The sequence below is a fragment of the Castellaniella sp. genome, from assembly GCF_034675845.1.
Lineage (GTDB): Bacteria > Pseudomonadota > Gammaproteobacteria > Burkholderiales > Burkholderiaceae_B > Castellaniella.
Genome location: NZ_JAUCCU010000001.1, coordinates 2,148,577 through 2,169,755, shown reverse-complemented (window position 1 = coordinate 2,169,755; position 21,179 = coordinate 2,148,577). Strand labels below are relative to the sequence as shown.

15 protein-coding genes are annotated in these 21,179 nt (G+C 58.2%); 9 read left to right on the top strand and 6 right to left on the bottom strand.

What is annotated here, in order from left to right; all coding sequences use genetic code 11:
- The first annotated feature begins 44 nt into the window (after positions 1-44).
- Both ppc and VDP81_RS10400 read left to right on the top strand, forming a co-directional pair.
- Positions 45-2,894 carry a phosphoenolpyruvate carboxylase gene (ppc, locus tag VDP81_RS10405; RefSeq protein ID WP_323012258.1) on the top strand — a complete coding sequence of 950 codons (2,850 nt, stop codon included), beginning with the start codon at positions 45-47 and terminating at the stop codon, positions 2,892-2,894.
- A gap of 254 nt (positions 2,895-3,148) precedes the next feature.
- Positions 3,149-4,048: a DMT family transporter gene (locus VDP81_RS10400; protein ID WP_322996231.1), complete on the top strand. Its 900-nt coding sequence runs from the start codon at positions 3,149-3,151 to the stop codon at positions 4,046-4,048.
- On the opposite strand, the gene VDP81_RS10395 is transcribed toward VDP81_RS10400, so the two are convergent.
- Positions 4,049-6,553, bottom strand: a complete 2,505-nt coding sequence (locus VDP81_RS10395) for a DUF2309 domain-containing protein (RefSeq protein ID WP_323012257.1) — start codon at positions 6,551-6,553, stop codon at positions 4,049-4,051.
- A gap of 1 nt (position 6,554) precedes the next feature.
- Positions 6,555-8,153, bottom strand: a complete 1,599-nt coding sequence (locus VDP81_RS10390) for an NADH-quinone oxidoreductase subunit L (protein WP_323012256.1) — start codon at positions 8,151-8,153, stop codon at positions 6,555-6,557.
- Positions 8,154-8,246: 93 nt separating this feature from the next.
- Between VDP81_RS10390 and VDP81_RS10385 the strand changes: the two genes are divergently transcribed.
- Together VDP81_RS10385 and VDP81_RS10380 are read left to right on the top strand one after the other, a co-directional pair.
- Positions 8,247-9,149: a LysR family transcriptional regulator gene (locus VDP81_RS10385; RefSeq protein ID WP_322996228.1), complete on the top strand. Its 903-nt coding sequence runs from the start codon at positions 8,247-8,249 to the stop codon at positions 9,147-9,149.
- A gap of 36 nt (positions 9,150-9,185) precedes the next feature.
- Positions 9,186-9,821, top strand: a complete 636-nt coding sequence (locus VDP81_RS10380) for a carbonic anhydrase (protein ID WP_322996227.1) — start codon at positions 9,186-9,188, stop codon at positions 9,819-9,821.
- Here VDP81_RS10380 and VDP81_RS10375 read toward each other — a convergent pair.
- Positions 9,812-12,586, bottom strand: coding sequence for an EAL domain-containing protein (locus tag VDP81_RS10375; protein WP_323012255.1), 2,775 nt, complete (start codon positions 12,584-12,586; stop codon positions 9,812-9,814). The two genes, VDP81_RS10380 and VDP81_RS10375, sit on opposite strands and share 10 nt — an antisense overlap.
- Before the next feature lie 130 nt (positions 12,587-12,716).
- Here VDP81_RS10375 and VDP81_RS10370 point away from each other — a divergent pair, with 130 nt between their 5' ends.
- From VDP81_RS10370 to VDP81_RS10360, 3 genes are all read left to right on the top strand, one after another.
- Entirely contained in the window at positions 12,717-13,205 is a 489-nt protein-coding gene (locus VDP81_RS10370) for a GAF domain-containing protein (RefSeq protein ID WP_323012254.1), read from the top strand.
- Positions 13,206-13,277: 72 nt separating this feature from the next.
- Complete coding sequence (locus VDP81_RS10365; RefSeq protein WP_323012253.1) at positions 13,278-15,242, top strand: putative bifunctional diguanylate cyclase/phosphodiesterase; 1,965 nt, start codon at positions 13,278-13,280, stop codon at positions 15,240-15,242.
- Between the two features lie 357 nt (positions 15,243-15,599).
- Positions 15,600-16,019: a helix-turn-helix domain-containing protein gene (locus VDP81_RS10360; RefSeq protein WP_323012252.1), complete on the top strand. Its 420-nt coding sequence runs from the start codon at positions 15,600-15,602 to the stop codon at positions 16,017-16,019.
- Between the two features lie 218 nt (positions 16,020-16,237).
- Here VDP81_RS10360 and VDP81_RS10355 read toward each other — a convergent pair whose 3' ends face one another.
- Positions 16,238-16,897, bottom strand: coding sequence for a hypothetical protein (locus tag VDP81_RS10355; protein WP_323012251.1), 660 nt, complete (start codon positions 16,895-16,897; stop codon positions 16,238-16,240).
- Positions 16,898-17,159: 262 nt separating this feature from the next.
- Here VDP81_RS10355 and VDP81_RS10350 point away from each other — a divergent pair, with 262 nt between their 5' ends.
- Entirely contained in the window at positions 17,160-17,705 is a 546-nt protein-coding gene (locus tag VDP81_RS10350; protein WP_323012250.1) for a hypothetical protein, read from the top strand.
- Positions 17,706-18,282: 577 nt separating this feature from the next.
- Here VDP81_RS10350 and repC read toward each other — a convergent pair.
- Together repC and VDP81_RS10340 are read right to left on the bottom strand one after the other, a co-directional pair.
- Entirely contained in the window at positions 18,283-19,113 is an 831-nt protein-coding gene (repC, locus tag VDP81_RS10345; protein ID WP_323012249.1) for a replication protein C, IncQ-type, read from the bottom strand.
- Positions 19,110-20,012 carry a helicase RepA family protein gene (locus VDP81_RS10340; protein ID WP_323012248.1) on the bottom strand — a complete coding sequence of 301 codons (903 nt, stop codon included), beginning with the start codon at positions 20,010-20,012 and terminating at the stop codon, positions 19,110-19,112. Before VDP81_RS10340 ends, repC begins: the two co-directional genes overlap by 4 nt.
- 605 nt (positions 20,013-20,617) lie before the next feature.
- On the opposite strand from VDP81_RS10340, the gene VDP81_RS10335 reads away from it, so the two are divergent.
- Positions 20,618-21,034 carry a hypothetical protein gene (locus tag VDP81_RS10335; protein ID WP_323012247.1) on the top strand — a complete coding sequence of 139 codons (417 nt, stop codon included), beginning with the start codon at positions 20,618-20,620 and terminating at the stop codon, positions 21,032-21,034.
- Positions 21,035-21,179 lie beyond the last annotated feature (145 nt).

Sequence of the window (21,179 nt, the reverse complement as noted above, 5' to 3'; positions counted from 1 at the left end):
CCATGCGGGATCGGTCCATTTAACCTGTTTCCGATGGAGACCTTGTGAACCCAGCATCCCCGACTGACGCCATATCCCCCCTGCGGCAAGATATTCGATTACTGGGCAAAACACTGGGCGAAGTCATCCGCGAATGCGAAGGACGCTCCATCTATGACGTCATCGAGAAGCTGCGCCGGGCCGCCGTCACATTCCGCCGCGAAGGCCAGGACAGCGACGGCAGCCTGCTAGAGCGCCAGATCCACGGCCTGGCCGACAGCGAAGCCAATTCGGTCGCGCGCGCCTTCAGCTATTTTCTGCACCTATCCAATATCGCCGAAGACCGCGACCAAACCCGCCGCCAGCGCCTGCAATGGCAGGCCGAAGGCCCGGCAACCCCAGGCAGCCTGCAACACGCCATTGATCATCTGAAAACCGAAGGCCTGTCCGGCGAACAAATCCGCCAACACCTGGTAGAAGCCTGCATCGTCCCGGTGCTGACCGCCCATCCCACTGAAGTCCAGCGTAAAAGCACGCTGGACCTGCACCAGGCCATTGCCCGCCATCTGCGCGGCATGGACATCCCGCACGCGCCCCTGGAATCCGCCCGCCAGCAAGAACGTCTGACCGGCCTGATCGCTGCCCTGTGGCAAACCCGGATGCTGCGCCAGACCAAGCTCACCGTACTGGACGAGATCGACAATGCCCTGTCGTATTACACCAGCACTTTTTTCAGCACCCTGCCGCAATTGCATCTGGACATGGGTGCACTGTTGCGCAAACCCCCAAAAAGCCCTTTTGACGTAGACAACACGCCCCTGCCGCCATTCGCCCACATGGGTAGCTGGATCGGCGGCGACCGCGACGGCAATCCCAACGTCGACGACGCCACGCTGGAACAGGCCCTGCTGCGCCAATGCGCCCACGCCTTGCGCCATTACCTGACCGAGGTACACGAATTGGGGTCGGAGCTGTCCGTCTCGCAATCGCTGATGCGCGTCAGCCCGGCCCTGGCCGAGCTGGCTGCCAGCAGCCAGGATTCATCATCCCACCGTCAGGACGAGCCCTATCGGCGCGCCTGCATCCATATCTACGCCCGATTGGCCGCCACAGCGCTGGCCCTGACCGGACGCCGGTTGGCTCGACGCAACACGTACGACGCCCCGCCATATGGCACAGCGGCAGACCTGGCTGCCGACCTGCGCACCGTCACTGAATCCCTGGATGCCCACCATGGCGCCCTGGTGGGTCGTCTGCGCCTGAGCCACCTATGCCAAGCCGTGGAGATTTTTGGCTTTCACCTGGCCACCGTGGATTTGCGCCAGAGTTCCGATGTGCATGAACGCGTGTTGGATGAACTGATGCGCCAGGCCAAGGTCACGCTGGACGGCAAGGCTGTCCAGTATGCTCAGCTATCCGAAGATGATCGTGTGCGCGTGCTGCGCCAAGAATTGCACGAGCCCCGCCCCCTGGTATCGCCCTGGGTGGATTACTCGCCAGAGACCACCAAGGAACTGGCAATTCTGCGCATGGCGGCGGACTGCCGCCGTCGATTTGGCACGGCGGCCATCCGCCAATCCATCGTGTCGCACACCGAAACCCTCAGCGATCTGCTGGAGGTGCTGATCCTGCAACAGGAAACCGGCCTGATCGCCCCAACGGTGAATAATGCCCGCCCCCAGGAAGGACTGATGGTGGTTCCGTTGTTCGAGACCATCCCCGACCTGGAACGAGGCGCCGAGATCATGGACGCCTGGCTCTCACTGCCCGAAGTTGCCAGCCGTGTGCAGCAGGTGCAGCAAGGCATCCAGGAAGTCATGTTGGGGTATTCGGACAGCAACAAGGACGGCGGTTATCTGACGTCACACTGGTCTTTGTATCAGGCCGAACGCCGACTGGTCGAAGTCTTTCACAAACACCATACCCGCCTGCGCCTGTTTCACGGGCGCGGGGGCTCGGTGGGCCGGGGCGGCGGCCCCAGCTATGACTCTATCGTCGCACAACCCCCTGGCACGGTGAATAACCAGATCCGCCTGACCGAACAAGGTGAAATCATCCAAAGCCGCTACAAAGATGTGGAGGTAGGCCGCTGGCACCTGGAACTGTTCGTGGCCGCCACCCTGGAGGCCACCCTGGCTGGTACCTCGGCGGCACGCACCGAAGACCAACGGGCCGCCGAATACGGCGCCGCCATGGCCTGGATGTCGGAGACTGCCCGCCACGCCTACCGCGACCTGGTCTACGACACCGAAGGCTTTACAGACTATTTCTTCGCCTCTACCCCGATCCGCGAAATCACGGGACTGAACATTGGTTCGCGACCCTCGTCACGCAAGGCCCTGGAACGCATCGAAGATCTGCGCGCAATCCCTTGGTCGTTTTCCTGGGCGCAATGCCGCCTGCCGCTACCGGGTTGGTACGGGGTTGGCACCGCCCTGACGCAATACCTGGAAGACGGTGGCCCAGACCATGCGCTGGACCGGGCAGCCCGCCTGGACCGACTGCAGGCCATGGCACGCGACTGGCCGTTTTTCCGCACGCTGCTGTCCAACATGGAGCAAGTGCTGGCCAAAACCGACCTGGCGATTGGCCGGGCCTATGCCGAACTGCTCACGGACCAGACCCTGCGCGAGCAGATCTTTAGCCGCATCGAAGCCGAATACCATGCCACGGTGCAGGTTTTCCGCGATATCACCGGGCATGATCTGCTGGCACACGACGCCCCCTTGCAGGCAGCATTGGCCGAACGTTTCGCCTATATCGACCCGCTGAATCACCTGCAGGTGGAGCTACTGCGCCGCATGCGCTCCGGGCCGGCCTCGGCCCATCGCGCCAACGAACAGGAATCCCGCGTCCAAAGGGCCATCCACATGACCATCAACGGCATCGCCGCAGGCCTCAGAAACTCGGGATGAGATCGGACGATGGACAGTCCCCTGCGGACTGTCCATCGCCTATCGAATCGAAGCACCTTGCAAGGTGCGCCGTGGGAGACCCTGCGAAGCCCCCCGCAGGCCGCGCCGTGAGGAGCCCCTGCGAAGCACCTTGCAAGCCGCGCCGTGGGAGACCCTACGAAGCGCCCTGCAAGGCCGCGCCATCAACCAAAAAGCACTATGATTTGCCTGCCAGGATGCCGATACACGGTGCCTGGCAGTTTTTTTGACTTTCCATGACCACCGAAAAATCATCCCCTCCCTGGTTGGGCCCCGTCTTGATGTGCGGCGCAAGCCTCTGCTTTGCCATGCTGGACGCCGGCACCAAGTACTTGGCCGCACACTACCCGCTGATGCAGATTGTTTGGGTGCGCTATATGGCCCAGACCTTGGCGGTGGCGCTGATCTTTGCACCCGCCATGGGCCGCCAGTTACTGATGGCCCATCGTTACGGCATCCAGTTGCTGCGGGGCTTGTGCCTGTGCTGCGGCAGCGTCTTTGTCATCAATGGCCTGGCCCGTCTGCCGCTGGCCGAGACCACGGCCATCGTGTTTCTGGCTCCGGTGCTGATCGTCATGCTCTCGGGCTTGTTACTGAAGGAAAAAGCCCGCACCATGGACTGGCTGGCCGTCGGCTGCGGATTTATCGGAGTGCTGATCATCGCCCGACCCGGCGGGGGGCTGCTGACCTGGGCGATTCTGTTTCCGCTGGGCTCGGCCCTGTGCAATGCCCTCTATCAGCTCGTCACCCGCTCAGTCCGCGCTTCTGAACACGCCGCCACCAGCAATTTCTACACCGGCCTGATCGGCGTCCTGATCCTGACCCCGTGGGGTGTCAGCGACTGGGCGCCCATGCAGACCATGGATTTCATGCTATTGCTGGGCATAGGCGGGATCGCGTCCGTGGGCCACCTGACCATTACCTATGCCCTGCTGCATGCGCCCGCCACCAAGCTGGGCGTCTACAGCTATGCGCAGATCCTCTGGGCAACCATATTGGGCGGGCTGATATTTGGGACACTGCCCGATACCATGGCATGGCTGGGGATTCTGGTGATTACCTTGGGCGGGCTGGTGCTGTCGGTACCCCAGGTACAAAAAATCGGCGCGGCCATTCTACGTTCAGGACGACGTTGATCAGACCGGCACCGGCAACCAGCCCCCCTGCGCATAGCGCTGCAGGGCATTGCCCTCGTAGCGCCACAGCCACATCCAGCCGTGGTCGCACAGTTGTTGCAACACAGTATGGCGGGCAATCACGGCGGTAATCGCATCAGCAGGCGCATCAATGACCACGGTCAGCCGCACCGGCTGGTGATACCAGCCCTGACCATCGCTCAAGGACTGCTGGGGCAGACCAATGCGCAAATCCCCGCCATTGCCCTCGAATACGCCGATATGACCATCCACCACATTGTGCAGCACTTTGTTGCCCGCCCCATAGTGCAAGGGGTCGCAACTGGATGCGTGGTATTGCCAGGACAGCCAGTTCGTCACCAGCATGGGGCCCATCATCAATTGCTCCAGCACGCGGCTATCAGGATCGAAGCGGGCATCATAGTCGTGCAGATAGACCCGATCCAGCAATCGGTCGCGGCTGCGTTCACGCGGGCCAATGATGAAGGCGGCATTGCGCGTCAGTCCCCATTCGGGCCGCGTCTGCGACCCGTCATTGGCGCGCCTGCGAAAATCCCTTAATAAGCTCGCAGCGTCTGGTCTGACCTCCATGCCCAGAGTCGGCGCGCGTTCACGGCGTATCCTATCCCCCGCATCGGTAAAAACCTGCTCCATTTTTTTCCAACGCGCCAAGGCAGTTGGCGGCAACAGATCCAGATCAAATCCCGTGATCTCGTCCGTGGTGGTATTGTGCAGCGCCCCCATAAAGACGGTCTCAGCCGGGATCTTCAGCCCCAGCTGCTGCAGTCCGGCACGCACCTGATCATCATTCAGCATCAGTGCCAGCGCCCGTGCATTGGCATCCCCTGGGCGGCCATGACAAGCCCCGCAGTCCAGCGTGGAGGCGTGCGCATTATTCGTGCTGTGACCCGCGTGACCGCAAAAAATGACCAAGGGCGCCAGGCGATCATCCAGCCCCATGGTATGCAAGATATCCGCCGCCAAGGTAACTTTCTGGGCTATATCCAGCCCCATCACCATGGGCCTGCACTGACCCCGGTGCGCTGCAAACAGGCGCTGCTGATCCTCACTCGTCCTCGATTTGGCCGAAGGCCTGATCCAGCGGGCAATTTTGCCCAGATAGCCCACCCCAAAGGCTTCGACAAAGGAAAAGGTGGCATTGGGCCAGCGCGTCAACCCCAGCCACTGGTCCTCCTGTGCCAGATGATGGCGACGCGCCGCACTGGCTTGCGCCGTCCTGATCTCATCGGCACCCGTCTCGCCAAAAGCCGTCACGACATCCTGCACGGCAATGCTGGGATAGGCCAAACCAGGCAATTGGGGACGACGGACATTTGTCCCCAACGGGGTGTAGTGGATGGGCATGCCGAAAAACCCGGCAAAGGCCCGCGTCTGCACCCCAGGCCACAGGGCTTCCAAGGCACGGCGCATGCGTTCGCTACGGGTATCGATGCAAAAAACCGCCTGGACTTCCGGCACCACTGCAGGCTGGATCGGCGCGGATGTACGCAGCAGTTGGGCAAAACCACGCTGAAAGCCGATGTCCAGCGCACATTGCCAGATTTCATCCACAATCAATGCATCATCCGCCTCGGCAATCCGCTGATCGACCTCATGCCAACTGGCATTCAGAGCAGTCAGCGCGGTCTTGCGCGCCGCTGCGGGCACGGCCTTCGCCAGCACGGCCTCCCAGGCCAGTCGACAGGCCAGCAGATCGCTCAGCCGCGCATCCTCCTGAGCAGCCGGGATTTTCTGCCAGCCAATATAGGCGCACCAGGCGGCCCAGCCATTGATCGACAGCAGCAAAGCCTCAAAGTAATCCGGCCAGGCACCCTGATCCAGTTCGAGTTGCGCCAAGGCCCAGGGAATCGCCTGTTCAGGCTGCAAGGGCAGTTGACGGATCTGCGCCATCAGACCGGATAAACCCAATCGGGCGCTCAGACCATGATCGCCCACCATGCTTTCGCGCCAGAAGCCATACAAGCCAGGGCTACCGACTGCCCGCCAATCCGCCTGATGGCGATCGAAATATGTCGCGCACACCTGACTGAGCTGAAACACAATAGCCGCCCGCCACGGCCAGCGCCGATTTCGTTGAACGGCGTCATCGAGCAAATCCACCAGCAAAGGCTCGCTACGCACCCGTGCAGGCCCGGCCAATTGAGCCACGCAATGATCCTGCGTCACGGAGCATGGCCCCATCGAGGCCTGCAACTGCAGGGCCAAAGCCAGGTCTTCGCCGGTCATCTCGCCCGTCGCCCATGCCTGGCGCATCATGTCGCGTGCGGGAAACACATGGAAGTCCCCCAGCACCGCCAAACGGGCCGCAACACGCCGAATCGGCATCCCAATCCGGCGCCAATGGGGGTTGACCGCCACCGCCTGATCCAATGGCCAGGCGGGCATGATACCGGCGCACGCAAGCGCCAGGGCCTGCTGCCAGGCCCCATCATCCCGGTCCGCCAGGCTTGTCTCGGACAGCCTCTGTGCAGTCTGCGCTTGCATATCAAAATCCCTGGGTCGAATGACCCGCCACCAGGGCCGGGCGGACTGGAACAGAAGGACGCCCGACAGCTGCCCAGGCCGTCGGCCACAGGCGCAAGAGCCACCAGGTATAGCCTTCATCCATATAAAAACCGGCGTACACCCAGCGGCGCACACCAATCGCCGCCTGCGGCCAGCGCTGGAGCGCCACCATGCTCAGATACATGGCCGCCATGCCGGCCAGAGCCACCACACCAGCCGCCTCCAGCGGATCACTGCCCGCGCCGATCGGGGCCTGATCCAGCACACCAGCAGCCAGCGTCAGGAATGCAGCGCACGCCAATGCGGTCAAGCAGCGCACCCAGCGCTGCATCGGTAGCTCATGCTGCATAGCAGGTACCCACAAAACCGGCGCCCAGGCCAGCGCCAGCAAAGCGCTCCACCACCAGTGCCAGGCATGGCTGCCCAAGGCAAGCTGAATCGTAAAAACGACAAAGAGTGAAACCGGCACGGCAAGCAGCATGCTCAGACCTGAGTTGCGGTATTCACCCAGCATCAACTTGCGATTGCATGCCTGGACCGCGCTTGACGCATTGAGAAAATTATGTGCCTTATACAGAGAATGGCCGAGCAGGTGCAGGGCTGCGAACAGGTACAAACCCAGGCCACACTCCAGCAGCATGAACCCCATCTGGGCAATCGTGGACCAGGCCAGGTGCACCTTCTGGCTGACCCGGGTCAGCAGCACCAGCCCCGCCACGATGGCGGATACCAGGCCAAAGCCCACCAACAACCAGCGCGCCGCCAGCGACACACCCAATAAAGGGGCAAACAACACCAGCACATACCCCCCCAGGTTGACCACCCCGGCATGCAGCAGCGCCGAGACTGGCGTGGGGGCCTCCATTACTTGGACCAGCCAGCCATGAACGGGCATCAGCGCAGTGCGCGCAATCACGGCCAGCGCCAGACAGACCCCGCTCCAGGCTAAAACGCCGGATGCATGGCCTGCCGCAATATAAACCCACAAGGCCGACAAAGACCCGCTGCCAACCTGTGACCATGCCAGCGTGGCGGCCAGAACCAACAGCACATCGGCCGCCCTGTCCGCTGCTTTTTTCTTATGCGCCGCCAGCAAGGCAAATGGGCGATCCGGATAAAAACACAACAAATAATGCATGGCATGGCCGATTGCTGCCCACGCTGCGATCAGAACCAGCCAGTGGTCGGCCAGCAATAGCACATGCACGCCAGCCAGGACAGCCGCCAAGGCTGTGATATAGACTTGCTGGCGCGGCTCGCCACGCAGATGCCTGGAAGAATAAAGGCCAATCACAAGTCCCAACAACTGCACCAGCAAGCTGACCCAGGCACCAAACAGCCCGGCAGCCAGCCACCCATCCATCCACGGGCCTGTACCACCCGGCAAGAAGCCCAAGGTCAACTGCGACACTAAGCCCAGCAATGCAAATACCAGCGCCGCCAGCGTCAGTCGATTGAATTGGCACCACATGCGTTCCACTGGCTGCTTGCTGCAGTACGCTCGGCCAACGGCAATCAGCATCAGCACCGCCGGCATCACAGCCAGCAAGAAATTCATTTCATATGACAAGAACAACACAGCGACTCCAAAAAACAACTTGCACATTCTTGGGTCTTTTATTTATTCTGTAAATTACATTTATGATATTTGAATGTTCTACAAAACAGAACGATGGACATTAACCAGCTGAATTTCAAGCATTTGTTCTATTTTTGGCGAGTCGCGAAAAACGGTTCTCTGACGCATACTGCTGAACAAATCCATACATCTCAATCCGCCCTCTCCACCCAGATCCGCCAACTGGAGAGTCGGCTGGGCACCCCTTTGTTCGACCGCCAGGGACGCCACCTGGAGCTCACCGCCATTGGTCAGCAGATATTTGTCTATGCCGAAGGCATTTTCGGCCTGGGCGAACAGATGCTGGGTTGGCTGGAAGGCCGCGACGAAGGGACTATCCACATCCGCGTGGGCAGCGTATCCACCATGTCGCGCAACTTTCAGGTCAACTGGCTGAATCCGCTATTTCACGACCCTGCCGTCGTGCTGTCAGTCGATTCAGGTTCCTTACAGGTTCTGGTGGAACGGCTGTTGCGCCATCAACTGGACGTGGTGCTGGCCAACGAACCACTTCCCTCTGACCCAGCTCGCCCGGTATCTTCCCGATTTCTCGGGAGCCAAGTGATTTCTCTGGTGGGGCGAGCCGACCGCTGGGCCGGCACGACACTGCGCGTCCCGCACGATCTGAATGGCGTTGAAATGGCCGTACCCAGTGCGCGCCACAGCGTGCGCCCACAATTCGATGCCCTGTGCTTTTCCGTTGGGGTGCAACCCAGACTGCGCGCTGAAATCGACGACATGACCATGCTGCGCCTGGTCGCGCGCGACAGCGGCTGGATCACCATGCTGCCTCAGGTGGTGGTACAAGACGAACTACAATCTGGCGAACTGGTGCATATCGGGCAATCCTCTCAACTGACCGAGCATTTTTATGCCATCACCGTCCAGCATAGTCATCCGGCTGGCCCGCTTAATCAGTTACTGCTGAATGCGGCAGCCGGCAATATTTTCACGTAACCCACAAGCCCCCCTCAAACCAAAAGGACATCCATTGTGTTCCCTCAACGATTGACCGAAGGCTACCAATCATTCCTGCACGGACGACTCGAAACTGAGCGCGCCCGCTATCTCGATTTGGCCCAATATGGCCAACACCCCGACATCATGTTGATCAGCTGCGGCGACTCACGCGTGGCACCCGAGGCTATTTTTGATGCCAGCCCGGGGGAAATGTTCGTGGTGCGCAACATCGCCGGCATCGTTCCACCCTGCGAAGCAGATCCGGAAACGGCCTTTCACGGCACCAGCGCCTGCATCGAATTCGGGGTCAACGCCCTGGAGGTCGGCCATATCGTCGTCATGGGCCATGCCAGCTGCGGCGGCGTGTCTGCCTTTGCCAATCAGACCGCCCCTTTGTCCAAGCCCGACTTCATCGGTAAATGGATGTCGCAGATTCAGCCCGTGGTCGATAAGATCGGCCCCCGCACAGGCGACTATGCTGAATGGATTCGCCAGATGGAATGGGGCGTCGTGGAATACAGCATGAATAATCTGCTGACCTTCCCCGCTGTGCGGGAAAGGGTGGAGGCAGGCCAGCTCACCATTCATGGGGCGTACTTCGGGGTCGCCACCGGCGTGCTATTCATCCGTAACCCCGATACCGGGAAGTTCGAACCCTATCAGGAATGAACTGACCCGGCATCCCGCAACCAGGCCAACGCCTGGTCTGCGGGCATGGGTCGGCCTATGCCATAGCCCTGTCCCATATCGCAACCCATGTCACGCAATTGCTGCTGCACAGCGGCAGTTTCAATGCCTTCGGCAATCACCTTCAAGCCCAGCGTGTGACTCATGTCGATGATAGAGCGCACAATGGCGGCGAGATCCGCATCCTCGACCATGCCCGCCACAAACGACTGATCGATTTTCAAGGCATCGACCGGCAGGCGATTAAGATAGGCAAATGAGGAATACCCAGTGCCGAAATCATCAATGGACAGGCGCACACCCAGGCCATGCAAGGCATACAGCGTGCGCAGCGCCCGGGCCGGATCGGCCATGATGACGCTCTCGGTGACTTCGAGTTCCAGCAGGGACGGGTCCAGCCCATGGTGGATCAGCACATCTTCGACCTGCTGCGGAAAGTATTCGTCCAGCAGATTGCGCGCTGAAATATTGACCGCAATCCCAACCCCCGGATACACGGCCTGCAGCCGGACGCAAGCGGCAACTGCCTGATCCACCACCCAGCGGGTAAAGGGGTGGATCAAGTCCGTGATTTCGATGATAGGAATGAACTGGGCGGGGGGAATCAGGCCGCGCTCGGGGTGACTCCAGCGCGCCAGGGCCTCGAACCCGACCGGAGTGCCTTCGGCGTAGTGGTCAGAGTTCAGAATGATTTTCGGCTGCAGGTGCAGCAGGAACTGGCCCTGCGCCAGGGCGGTGCGCAGCTCCGCCCGCAACAACAAACGATCATGCACATGGGTTCGGTCCTGGGCATTGAAGACGGCGATCCCCAGACCTTCACGCTTTGCGCGACGCATGGCAGCGTCGGCAAACCGCACCAACTCGTCAGGTTCGCGGGTATGGTCCGGATATAGGGCCAGGCCAAAACTGCAATTGATGCGCAGTTGCATCTCGTTAAAGGAAAAAGGCTCGCGAATCGCTGCCAGCAGGCGATAGACGCGACCGCGTGCCTGGACCTCGTGGTTGGTTTCCAGCAAGAATGCAAACTCATCGCCACCCAGCCTGGCCAGCACGCAATCCGCGCCCAATGTATCCCGAAAACGAGTAGCGACGGCTTGCAGCATGCGATCGCCCACATCATGACCCAACGCCCCATTGACCTCTTTGAAGCCATCCAGATTGGACAGTACCAGGGCCCAGCCCTGGTCAGATGTCTGTTGAGTGCGGCGCTGCAGCTGATCCAGGATCTCGCCTCGGTTAAGCAATTGGGTCAGCGGATCATGGGATGCCTGATAGGCCAGAGCTTGTTGCTGGGCATGGTGCTCGGTCAGGTCCCGAATCACCAACACATGGGCAGATTGTTCGGTAAACCGCAGGAACAGGCTACGCACCTCGACCAACAAGACATGGCCGTCATGATGTCGATGATGCTCGTAGAAATAGGATGAGCCAGACTGATTGTCCAGCACCGCGACGCGCAAATCATCCAGCGTCAAAGCCAGCAGTGCCTCACGATCATAGCCATACTGCAGCAAGGCGGCATCATTGACCGCCAGGAAGCGGCCACTGTCTGTGCCCATCACCAGCATGGGATTCGGACTGCCCTCGAACAGCAGGCGGTAGCTTTGTTCGGACTGCTGCAGGTGGCGCTGTGTGCTTTGCAAGGCATCCGCCATGGCATCGAACTGCTGTCCGATTTCGCGCAGATCGCGGCCATGCAGCCGATCCGCCACGCGCCAGGAAAAGTCCTGCGCAGCCAGCCGCCGCACCGCCTCGCGCAAGTATTCCAGGCTGCGCCCGGCCGCCAGTTGGGTCAGATTCCAGGCCACCAGCATCACGACACCCAGCAGCAGCGCCATGATGACCAGTCCCGTCCATAGCGCGCTTCTAGCCTCGGCATAGAGCGAGGTTTCGGGAATTTCATAGCGCACGGAAATACCCAGGGGATCCCCCCTGGGGCCACTGGGCATGGTAAAGGACACCCAAGGCTCACCGCTGGCGTCAAGATACGTGCTGCGCAGCAAGCCGACGCCGCCAGGCGGGTATGGGTCCACCCGCTCGCCCAGATGGCTGATGTCGCCGGGAATGCGCTGCAATACGTGGCCTTCGCGATCCAGTATCCACAGCCGCGAACGCGGCTGCAAGTCCGGAATGGCAGCCCCGGCACGCAAATACCCCAGATTGAGCCCCGCAAAGGCCACGCCAGAGGTAACGCCCGAGTCACCTGAAATGCGCACCCCCAGCACCAGCGTCGGGATATTGGACATGCGGCCGATAATAAACCCCCCCAACACGACATCGGGCCGCTCCATGGCAGCCTGAATATAGGGACGGTCGCCCAGATAAGCACCGTTGGGGTTCGGATCGGGCAAACCAGAACAGACTTGATAGCCTTCGGCGCTGGCTACCCCTAAATTGAGATAGCGCGGCAAACGCGACAGCAATGTCGCCAGATAGCCCCGGCATTGATCCCAGCGCCCATCGCGCAGCACCGGCGAGTTGGATAGAGCCAGCAAGACATCCCGGGCATCATCCAGCAAGGTGCGATCGTAGGCTACCGTAATCTGAACAAGGCTTTCAGCGCTATGTTCGGCGTTGGCCACCAAGCCTTTGTATTGGTGCCAGATGTAATACCCCATGCCGATAATGATGGGGATCGCAGCCACCAACACGGCCAAAAACAACCGGGTGCGCAGACTATCGAAAAATCCCGGACGGGTGCCGGGATCTGAATTGGGTTCTACGGAATGGCCACGCGCATCAGCCAAATCGGGCTCCTTGGGTATCGAACCCTAGGTTAAGTTTGAAGTAACTGAATATACACGGAATGCAGTCCAGACTAAAGCCTGGCACGCCCGGCTCTACAATGCGTGAATCACCACAGATCAGGATTGATCCATGTTTCACCTGTCGCCACAAACCTTTGCCAACAAGACCGCCCACTATGCCAGCCTGGTTGAACAGGCACGACACCTGATCACCGGCGAGCCCAACTTGATTGCCAACGCGGCCAACTTCAGCGCCTTGGTTTTCCATAGCCTGTCCCGGTTGAATTGGGCCGGCTTCTATCTTTATGACGGCACCGAGCTGGTGGTCGGTCCCTTTCAGGGCAAGCCTGCCTGCATCCGCATTCCGCTCGGAACGGGGGTCTGCGGCACTGCCGCCCACACCCGCCAGACTCAGGTCGTGCAGGATGTGAATCAATTTGCAGGTCACATCCCCTGCGATGCGGCCTCGCAATCCGAAATCGTCGTGCCGTTGGTGCGGGCCGATGGCACGCTGTTGGGCGTCTGGGACGTGGACAGCCCCGTCGCGGGACGCTTTGATGCAGAGGACCGTATCGGCATGGAGGCCCTGTGCCAGGTATTCATGGCACATCTGGCCTGAGACCAGACACTGGCGGTGCTTTGGCCCCAGATCAGTTAAGCTGATGGGGACATCACCCCCAGCACATTGCCCATGCCTAGCTTCCAGTCCTCCACCCTGGCTGATTCGCACGCACGTCTACCGACGCGGCCAAGCATCTGGGTTGGCATAGGCCTGCTGCTGGCCTGCAATGCGCTGCTGATCACTGGCCTGCTGCTACCGGCGGCCCGGCAGCAGCAGGCCGTGCTATGGCTGGGCCTGCTCTTGCTGCTGCTGACCAACACCGGCGCCTGGCTCTTGATCCGCCACATCCGCCATCTACAGCGCCAAGCGCTATCCATGCATCACGCCCTGGCCCATACCCAGGCCATGTTCAATGGACTGGATGGCAATACCGTGATTGGCATCTACATGGTCAATAAAGCGGTGCAATTCACCTACGCCAGCCCGCAGTTGGCCCAGATACTGGGCTACGAGCAGCAGGCGCTGGCCGATAATTTCCCCCTGGACCGTATTTTTCCGCCCGAGACCTATCAAAAAATCTGTGTCCGTGCCGATCAGCGGCTATCGGGCACCGTCGCCCACGCCCGCTATGAATGCCCCGCCATCCGCCAAGATGGCACGCCAATCGAGGTCGAGGTCTACGGGTCTCAGATCATGCTGGGCGGCCAACCCACCATCATCGGCATGATGCTGGACATCACCGAGCGCAAGCGCGTCGAAGCAGCCGTCTGGCATCAGGCGCATTTTGACTCACTGACCCAATTGCCCAACCGCCAGGCCTTCCAGCAACAGCTACAAGCCAATATTGATCTGACCCAGGTTAGCGGTCAACCCTTCGCGCTGGTGTTTCTGGACCTGGACGAGTTCAAGGAAATCAACGACAGCCACGGCCATGACGTGGGCGACGCCCTGCTGCAGCAGGTGGCGCAACGCTTGCAGGCCTGCATCCGCGACACCGATTTGCTGGCACGCCTGGGCGGCGACGAGTTCACCCTGATCCTGGCTGCGCCAATCACCCCCGCCGCGGCCCACGAGATCTGTCAGCGCGTGCTGCAGACCATCACCCGGCCATTTACGCTGCAACACCAGGCCGCACAGATTTCGATCAGCGCGGGGCTGACCTTTTTCCCTCAGGATGGCGCGGATGCCACCACCCTGCTGAAACATGCCGATCTGGCTTTGTATGCCGCCAAAAACCTGGGCCGCAATCGCTATTGCGTATTCCAGGACTCCATGCGCCAGGCCGCCCAGGATCACCGCGAACTTCTGCAGGACCTGCACGCCGCCGTGCACTCAAAAGCCTTTCAGTTGCTTTACCAACCAGTGGTTGACATGCACACGGGCCGCACCATCAAGGCCGAAGCCTTGATCCGCTGGCTGCACCCACAGCGCGGCCTGATCAAGCCGATGGATTTCATCCCGCTGGCCGAGGAATCCGGCCTGATCGTCCCGATTGGCGATTGGGTATTCCATACTGCCAGCCAGCAACTGGCCCAGTGGCGCCAAGAATATCTGCCTGATTTCGTCATCGGCATCAATGTCTCGCCCGCCCAATTCAAAGACGATGGACTGGACCCGGCCGCCTGGATCAGCGCCCTGCACGCATTGGGCCTGCCCGGCAGCGCCCTGACCGTGGAAATCACCGAGCAAGTCCTGATGGGGGCTGAAAACTGGGTCAGTTCACGCCTGCTGCAGTTTCGCGATGCGGGGATTCAGGTGGCGCTGGATGATTTCGGCACAGGCTATTCGTCCTTGGCCTACCTGCAGCGTTTCGATGTGGACTATATCAAGATCGACCAGTGCTTCGTGCGCAACCTGAGCCCGGAATCCAGCGACCGGGTTCTATGCCAGGCCATCATCGCCATGGCGCACCAACTGGGCCTGAAAGTCATTGCCGAAGGCATAGAGACCGAAGACCAACACTGGATTCTGAAAAATATCGACTGTGATTACGGCCAGGGATATTGGCATGCACGGCCCATGACGGCGGAACAACTGGCGTTGCGCCTACAGGCTGAAAGGGGGGATTTTGAATATATGGTCGGGGTGACATGATTCGAACATGCGACTCCTACGTCCCGAACGTAGTTTAAGCGCACTAAATCAGGGGGTGTGAGTGCAAATCATACCAGAAAAATCAATGGCTTACACATTGCTTCCTCTATTTTCTCGCTAATTCCAACCACAGTAAAAATCTCTAATTTGTCACCGATTTGTCACCGATTTTGCCTTGCACTTACAGCTCACGTAGTGTCCCCCCTCGCTCAATAGCCTTCAGGTATTACGCAAAGCCTCGCCTCAACCCTAAAGATGACACACGCCCCCGGGAATATCGCATCAAGCAAAGTGAATAAACTCGAGACCTAGACATAAGACCATCCCAACAAGGTCTTTACTTACGAGTATCTTCACATGCAAAACTTTAAACCAATCACGAAACTTGAGGCGGCAACTATTTTGGGCGTTTGCTCTAAAAGTATCACTAATTACATTAATCAAGGGCTTCTGCCAAAACCGGTTAGCATTGGCAGAAAAGCATTCTGGCACCCAAACGTATTCTATGGACACCTACATACCTACCTTATCAGTCAAGAAGTCACTCAAATGCCCCACGTCAAAGCTCATGACGAACAAACTGGGCCCTCAGCGCCATTACAGCCAACAACGCTCCAAACAAAATATCAAGACATAGCCAGCGATAAAGGCTTAAGCAAAAGCCCTGAACCTCTCGGAAGTAATGCGACAAAAAAGCAACCACAGATGAAACTGTCACCTGCAGCACGTTCGCGCAGGTCTCAGGCAAAGCAACTAGCTCTCATCGCAGAAGGCTGAAAACTACATACGTACCCTTTCCCTTCTATGCAACCGCAGGAGGGAAGTACCCCAAACATCTAACAAACTTGGAGCCCAACGGATGTACGGTCAAATGTGATTGCGGAAACCTGACACCTTGATCAAAAGACACCCTTAATAAATAATGTAAAAAACGGGGCCAATCGGCCCCGTTGAATCACTGCGTTAACGACCAAAACTACCTTGCCGCCGACAAGTCACTGAAAAACCTGTGGCTCCTCAACTTGAGGCTCATCTATTGAGTCCTCCGATGCCAGCGCTAGCGCGGCACGCGCCTGGTGCTCTGCGAATACGGCCGCAGCCGGTTTCAAATACTCAAGTATCCCAGGAAGACGACTAATCGAGAAAACGTCCACACTGGAGCACTCAGCGTACATTGACAAGAGGGCCTGCTGGGCCTCGAACGGCAAGTTCTGGACGTTGTCAGGTAGCAAAACACGTGCATGCTCATCTTCAAGCAGTCGCGCCATAGCTCGACGCACCTGAACATCTTCAGTCGTGCCACCGACAAAAAAATCAGCTATCCGCAACCACCCCGCCAAAAACTTGACAACGATGGGTGGCACCTCCAGATACGCAGCGCACGCACTCACAAACCGCTCACTCGTGGCCGCCTGACCACGGATACCAAGGCGCAATTGCACCAAATACCCGTAACTAATGCCCAACCTCTCACAGAGCTCTTTTTTGCTATGACCTTTTCGTTGCGCTTCATCTTCAAGCCACCCTATTAGTGGCCCGCCTCGCGCTTGATAAAGACGTTCGGCTCGGTCTTCTAGCACCTCCTCGACTTTGAGCTTGAGGCGTCGACGGGATTTAGCCGGAATGGCTTGCAGCTGATCGTGATTCGATTGCATATCTATGTCCTTTAAAAAAACGGGCGTAATGAACCCGCGTACTACTTATAGCAACCGCTCCCGATGCGGCTCTTGGCGCAGGCCGGCTTACCGAAAATCTCCCCGCTCCCTCACACCGCCCCTCCCTTCACGGCCAGCACGAACATCAAGAGATTGAAAACGGTTTAGGCGCGACACATCAAGGGATACCCAATTTATCTCTATGCCTATACGAATCAGTAGTTCGGAAAAACCCGTCCTTTATCGACATAGGAAAATAAACATGGCCACTAAATCTGCACTTGTCTTACAAACTCAGCTAGAAGCCATTGGCTTCTCTGCCGGGATTATCGTTTCCTCCAAACTAGGCCCCGGCTACGCCATCGCCGCACGCGTTCCCACTTCCGTGTATCGAGCGTTTGAAACAGGCCAAGGTATTCGCTGGACGATTAATATCGCAAAATCCCGCCATGGCCTGCCCGTTTTAGCTATCGTTGCACAGACCGCAGCCACTCAATTACGCATACTTGCTAACCTAACAGCCCCTAGTGTTCGAACGATGCTCAAAAACTTAAACGGCACCGACGGGATTGGCGTCGCACTCATGTTGCAAAGCAGCGAACAACAGATAGGACTGATTAGCCCCCCCATTCACGAAGAGCTACCCCGCCTTTTGGAACTAGGCCAATCACACCCCACACTCACCCAGGTCGAAGCCATCGCGGACATGATGCAACTCGGTTGTCACTTTCTGAATGACAGCACTGTGCCACCTCCTGCGGGGATGACCTTGGAGGATCTTGCGGTGATTACGATCCTCGAAGAGTAACTGTAGACCCCCCTAATAAGCACTGATTCACTATGACGCGGCCCCCTTCCAGGGGCCGTATTTTTTACTAAACACCCCCCCCAAAAGCCTTCTTCCAGGTATGAGACGCTCGGGCAGCGCCCTGTGCTCTGCAAAAGGGGATATATCGAAAGCACAGGCCGGAAACGTGCAGAGGTTCGGCTGTACCAGGAGCTCTTGAATGCCTAAAGGCATTCCCTGGCCAGTGAAAAACGGTAAAAAGGACTTTGCGCATTTTTAACGCTCCAGCGCCGTTGATGCGCCATCCCTGCTATTCCTTACGCACCAGACAGGAGACGAGGCTGAACGCTCACGGGTGGATATCTCGAATACCGCCGGCCATAGCCGGCACACAGAAGGGGCGGTATTGACCGCCCCCTTCTGTAGGAGCTTCTATGAAGCTCCTACAGATTATTACCAACTCAGAAAACCGCTTGAAACCCGCATGGATAAAGGACTTACCAAATTACACCGTGACAGAAATGACGTACTCTCGTGACAGATATGACGCGCTTGTGTGACAGATACGACGCACCTTGGCCCACAAACAGTCTTTTCATCACGTTGCAAAAGAGATCTGCTTGCGAGTAATTTCCACTAAAGAGCCCTTAACCAAAACGCACCACCCCTCAAGGCCACCCAGCGCTCTTACCGCATTGAGTAAACGCACGCGACGCTGACGCGATGCGGCACCGGTCGGCACGTCACCCCAAAGCAGTCGCTGCAAAGTCTCTAGGCCATACTGGCGCTTCACGCCGGGCTTCAACTGACACGACAAGACAAAATGGAGCGCTTTGGGTAATTCGCCGGGCAACATCCAGCGTTCAGTCATCAACACCTTTGAATATGCATGCCCAAGAAGCGCACCGACAAGCCGCCAGTTCACGGTAAGAGCCACTTTCTTTTCATCACCAACCTCCCAACCAATAAGTCGAGAGCTGCCGCAGGTCTTCCCTTCCTTTAACCACACCGTGGTCTCGGCAAGGCGCACCAGGCTTTGTTGAATACGCGCAGTCGATGAACCACCTGCACAGCCTGAATCGTTCACGAGCCTAGCCAATTGACGTAAACTCACCTCAACCAAGACATGTGTCTCGCCAAACTTCGTTCCGGACAGTTCAAGTAACCGCTCTAATCTTGAAGACCCGGTCTGCTCCGCACGCAAGCACGCCTCCTTAGCGTGCTCCTGCACGACTTGCAGTACAGCCAGCAACACAGCCTGGTCCCCAATATCGAGTTGGTTCGGCGCGCTAAACCGAATCGACGCACCCTTCCAGGGAAACTCGACGTCAAGCTTCGGCCTTTTGCCATGTGCGACACGTTTAAGAGGCCGAAACACCTGATTAAAACCCAGGGCACTATCGACGCGCACGACATCCACGCGACTCATGCCCGTCCCCTACGCACTTTTATTAGTGCTGTACGAAGCTCCAACGCCCCACCCTCACCTTTACGAAAAACAAGTGGGGGCTGCGCTGCCAAGTAATTCGCTTTGGCCAGGTCTGCACGGATATGATGCGCAGGCCCGTCAACCTCAATGCCGTACTGCTTAGCCAACTTCTCATCCAACCGCGACAAGTTGACCTGCCAGCGCACGGCATCGGTCAACGCCGCGGACCCACGGGATGCCCCCGCCTGGTCCCCAAGGCCGTTCATCGTCGCATGTTTCGTAGTGTGATGCGTCAAGAGCAAGGCGCAATGGCTCTGGTGAGCAATGCTCTGGCACGCTTGCACCAAGGATGTCATCGCCCAAGAGTCATTTTCATCGCCTCCATGAATTTGGCGCATCGGGTCAAGTATCAGAAGCCTGGCTCCCTTTGCGACTTCCTTCAAAGCCTGAATGCTAGGCTCTGCGCTTTCGTCACCATCCAACCTCAGCCGCGAGCGACCGGCCAAGGAATAGACCCGAAGGTGCTTTTGAAGCAAGTCATGATACTCACGCCGCCGCTCTCCCCCATTCACGGTATTTGCCACGGGGGAGAGAGCATTAACCAAGTAAAACAGACGTCGATGCATCTCACCCCCCGTTTCCTCTGCAGCGATCAGTACAACCGTGGTGGGCTCCTGACGCTTCGGTCCCGCACTAAATTGAAGAGGAGAAGGCTGACCGGTAGCAAGGCTAATGGCCAACTGCAGGGCAAGCATGGTTTTACCCGTCCCTCCCGGCGCTACTAGGGCACCCACGGCCCCCACAGGGAGTCCTGGCAGGACATGGTCGGGCTCAGGAGGCTGCGTGGAGAGTACATGCGCAACATCCAGTTGGCTTTTAGACAACGGAAGTCCGTTCATGCGAACCTCCTATCCGTATGAGAACGTCGCGACACATGACATTTCAGCCAAGCCTCGACATCTTCCTCGCGCCACCGGAGCAGTTTCGTGCCGGGCAATATTAAACGGGGAGGCACGGCATCCGGATTACGCCGCAGGTCGCGTTTAATTGTGTTTGGGCTACGCCCAAGAAGTTCAGCCAGCGTGGCCAGGTCAAGTAAAGGTTTCATTTCAGAGAAGTCTCGGTGGAAAATTGACACCGAAAGCCACCTAGCTTTCTGCCGTGCCACCAGGCGCTGCGCAAAGCCGCCTAGTGTCCGGTGTATTGACTTCTTTTAGCCTTATCCGTCGTCCTCCCATCCAAGTTGAAACAATATGTAATTAATGCTCGTTTCACCTGAAACATATAAATACCGTTGCTTTACGAGGTTCCTCATTACTTCTGGAGCTTCGAAAAGCCATGATCGGTCACGACTACGACACCCCGACAATTACACACGCCGTTAACCCACGCCTTAACGCTACGCCTACAACGGACGAGGATTTTAGATTTTTCACTTGATCGCTAGACATTGCAGGACGGCAACCCGCCATCCGGAAGCGACTAACTAACTGAGAAAAATTTAATGAAATCCCATTCTGTAGAAATTTGTCCTTTTGACCACCGTTGCCGCTACTGGGCGAAAATTATCCGCGTCGATGAAGCCCTACCGCAACCAGTAAATGTCGCAGGCGCAACTGATATTCCGGGTCCTTATCTAAAAATTGGGGACGAGGAGCTGCTTCCCGGCGACGTGTTATTCGAAGGAGAATCTAATCACCATCGTCGTACCGACCGTGGCTGGACATACTGGATTAGCATCGCGCTAGAAAGCGGCAAGTTGCTGGCTATCCCATCGGGCTTTAGCACGCAGAAAATTCAAATGAAACGCCAAGGAATGGCCCCAGAACTGCTGAAAGGTAGTGGGGATATTGCTGCGATGGTTCGTATTGCGCACGGCATTCGTAATGGCCTAGTTGTGACGAAGACCGGTGAACCTTGATGCTGATCTTGACTTGAGCCGACGCCGCTAAAACGCCTTTAGCACGCATGAATAAACAGACTAGCTATAGATTATTGCTCCTTACTAAGGGGCTCATTAGAGTTGCGGTTTTGCACACTCACAACGTACAGCGCGTCTCCTGGCC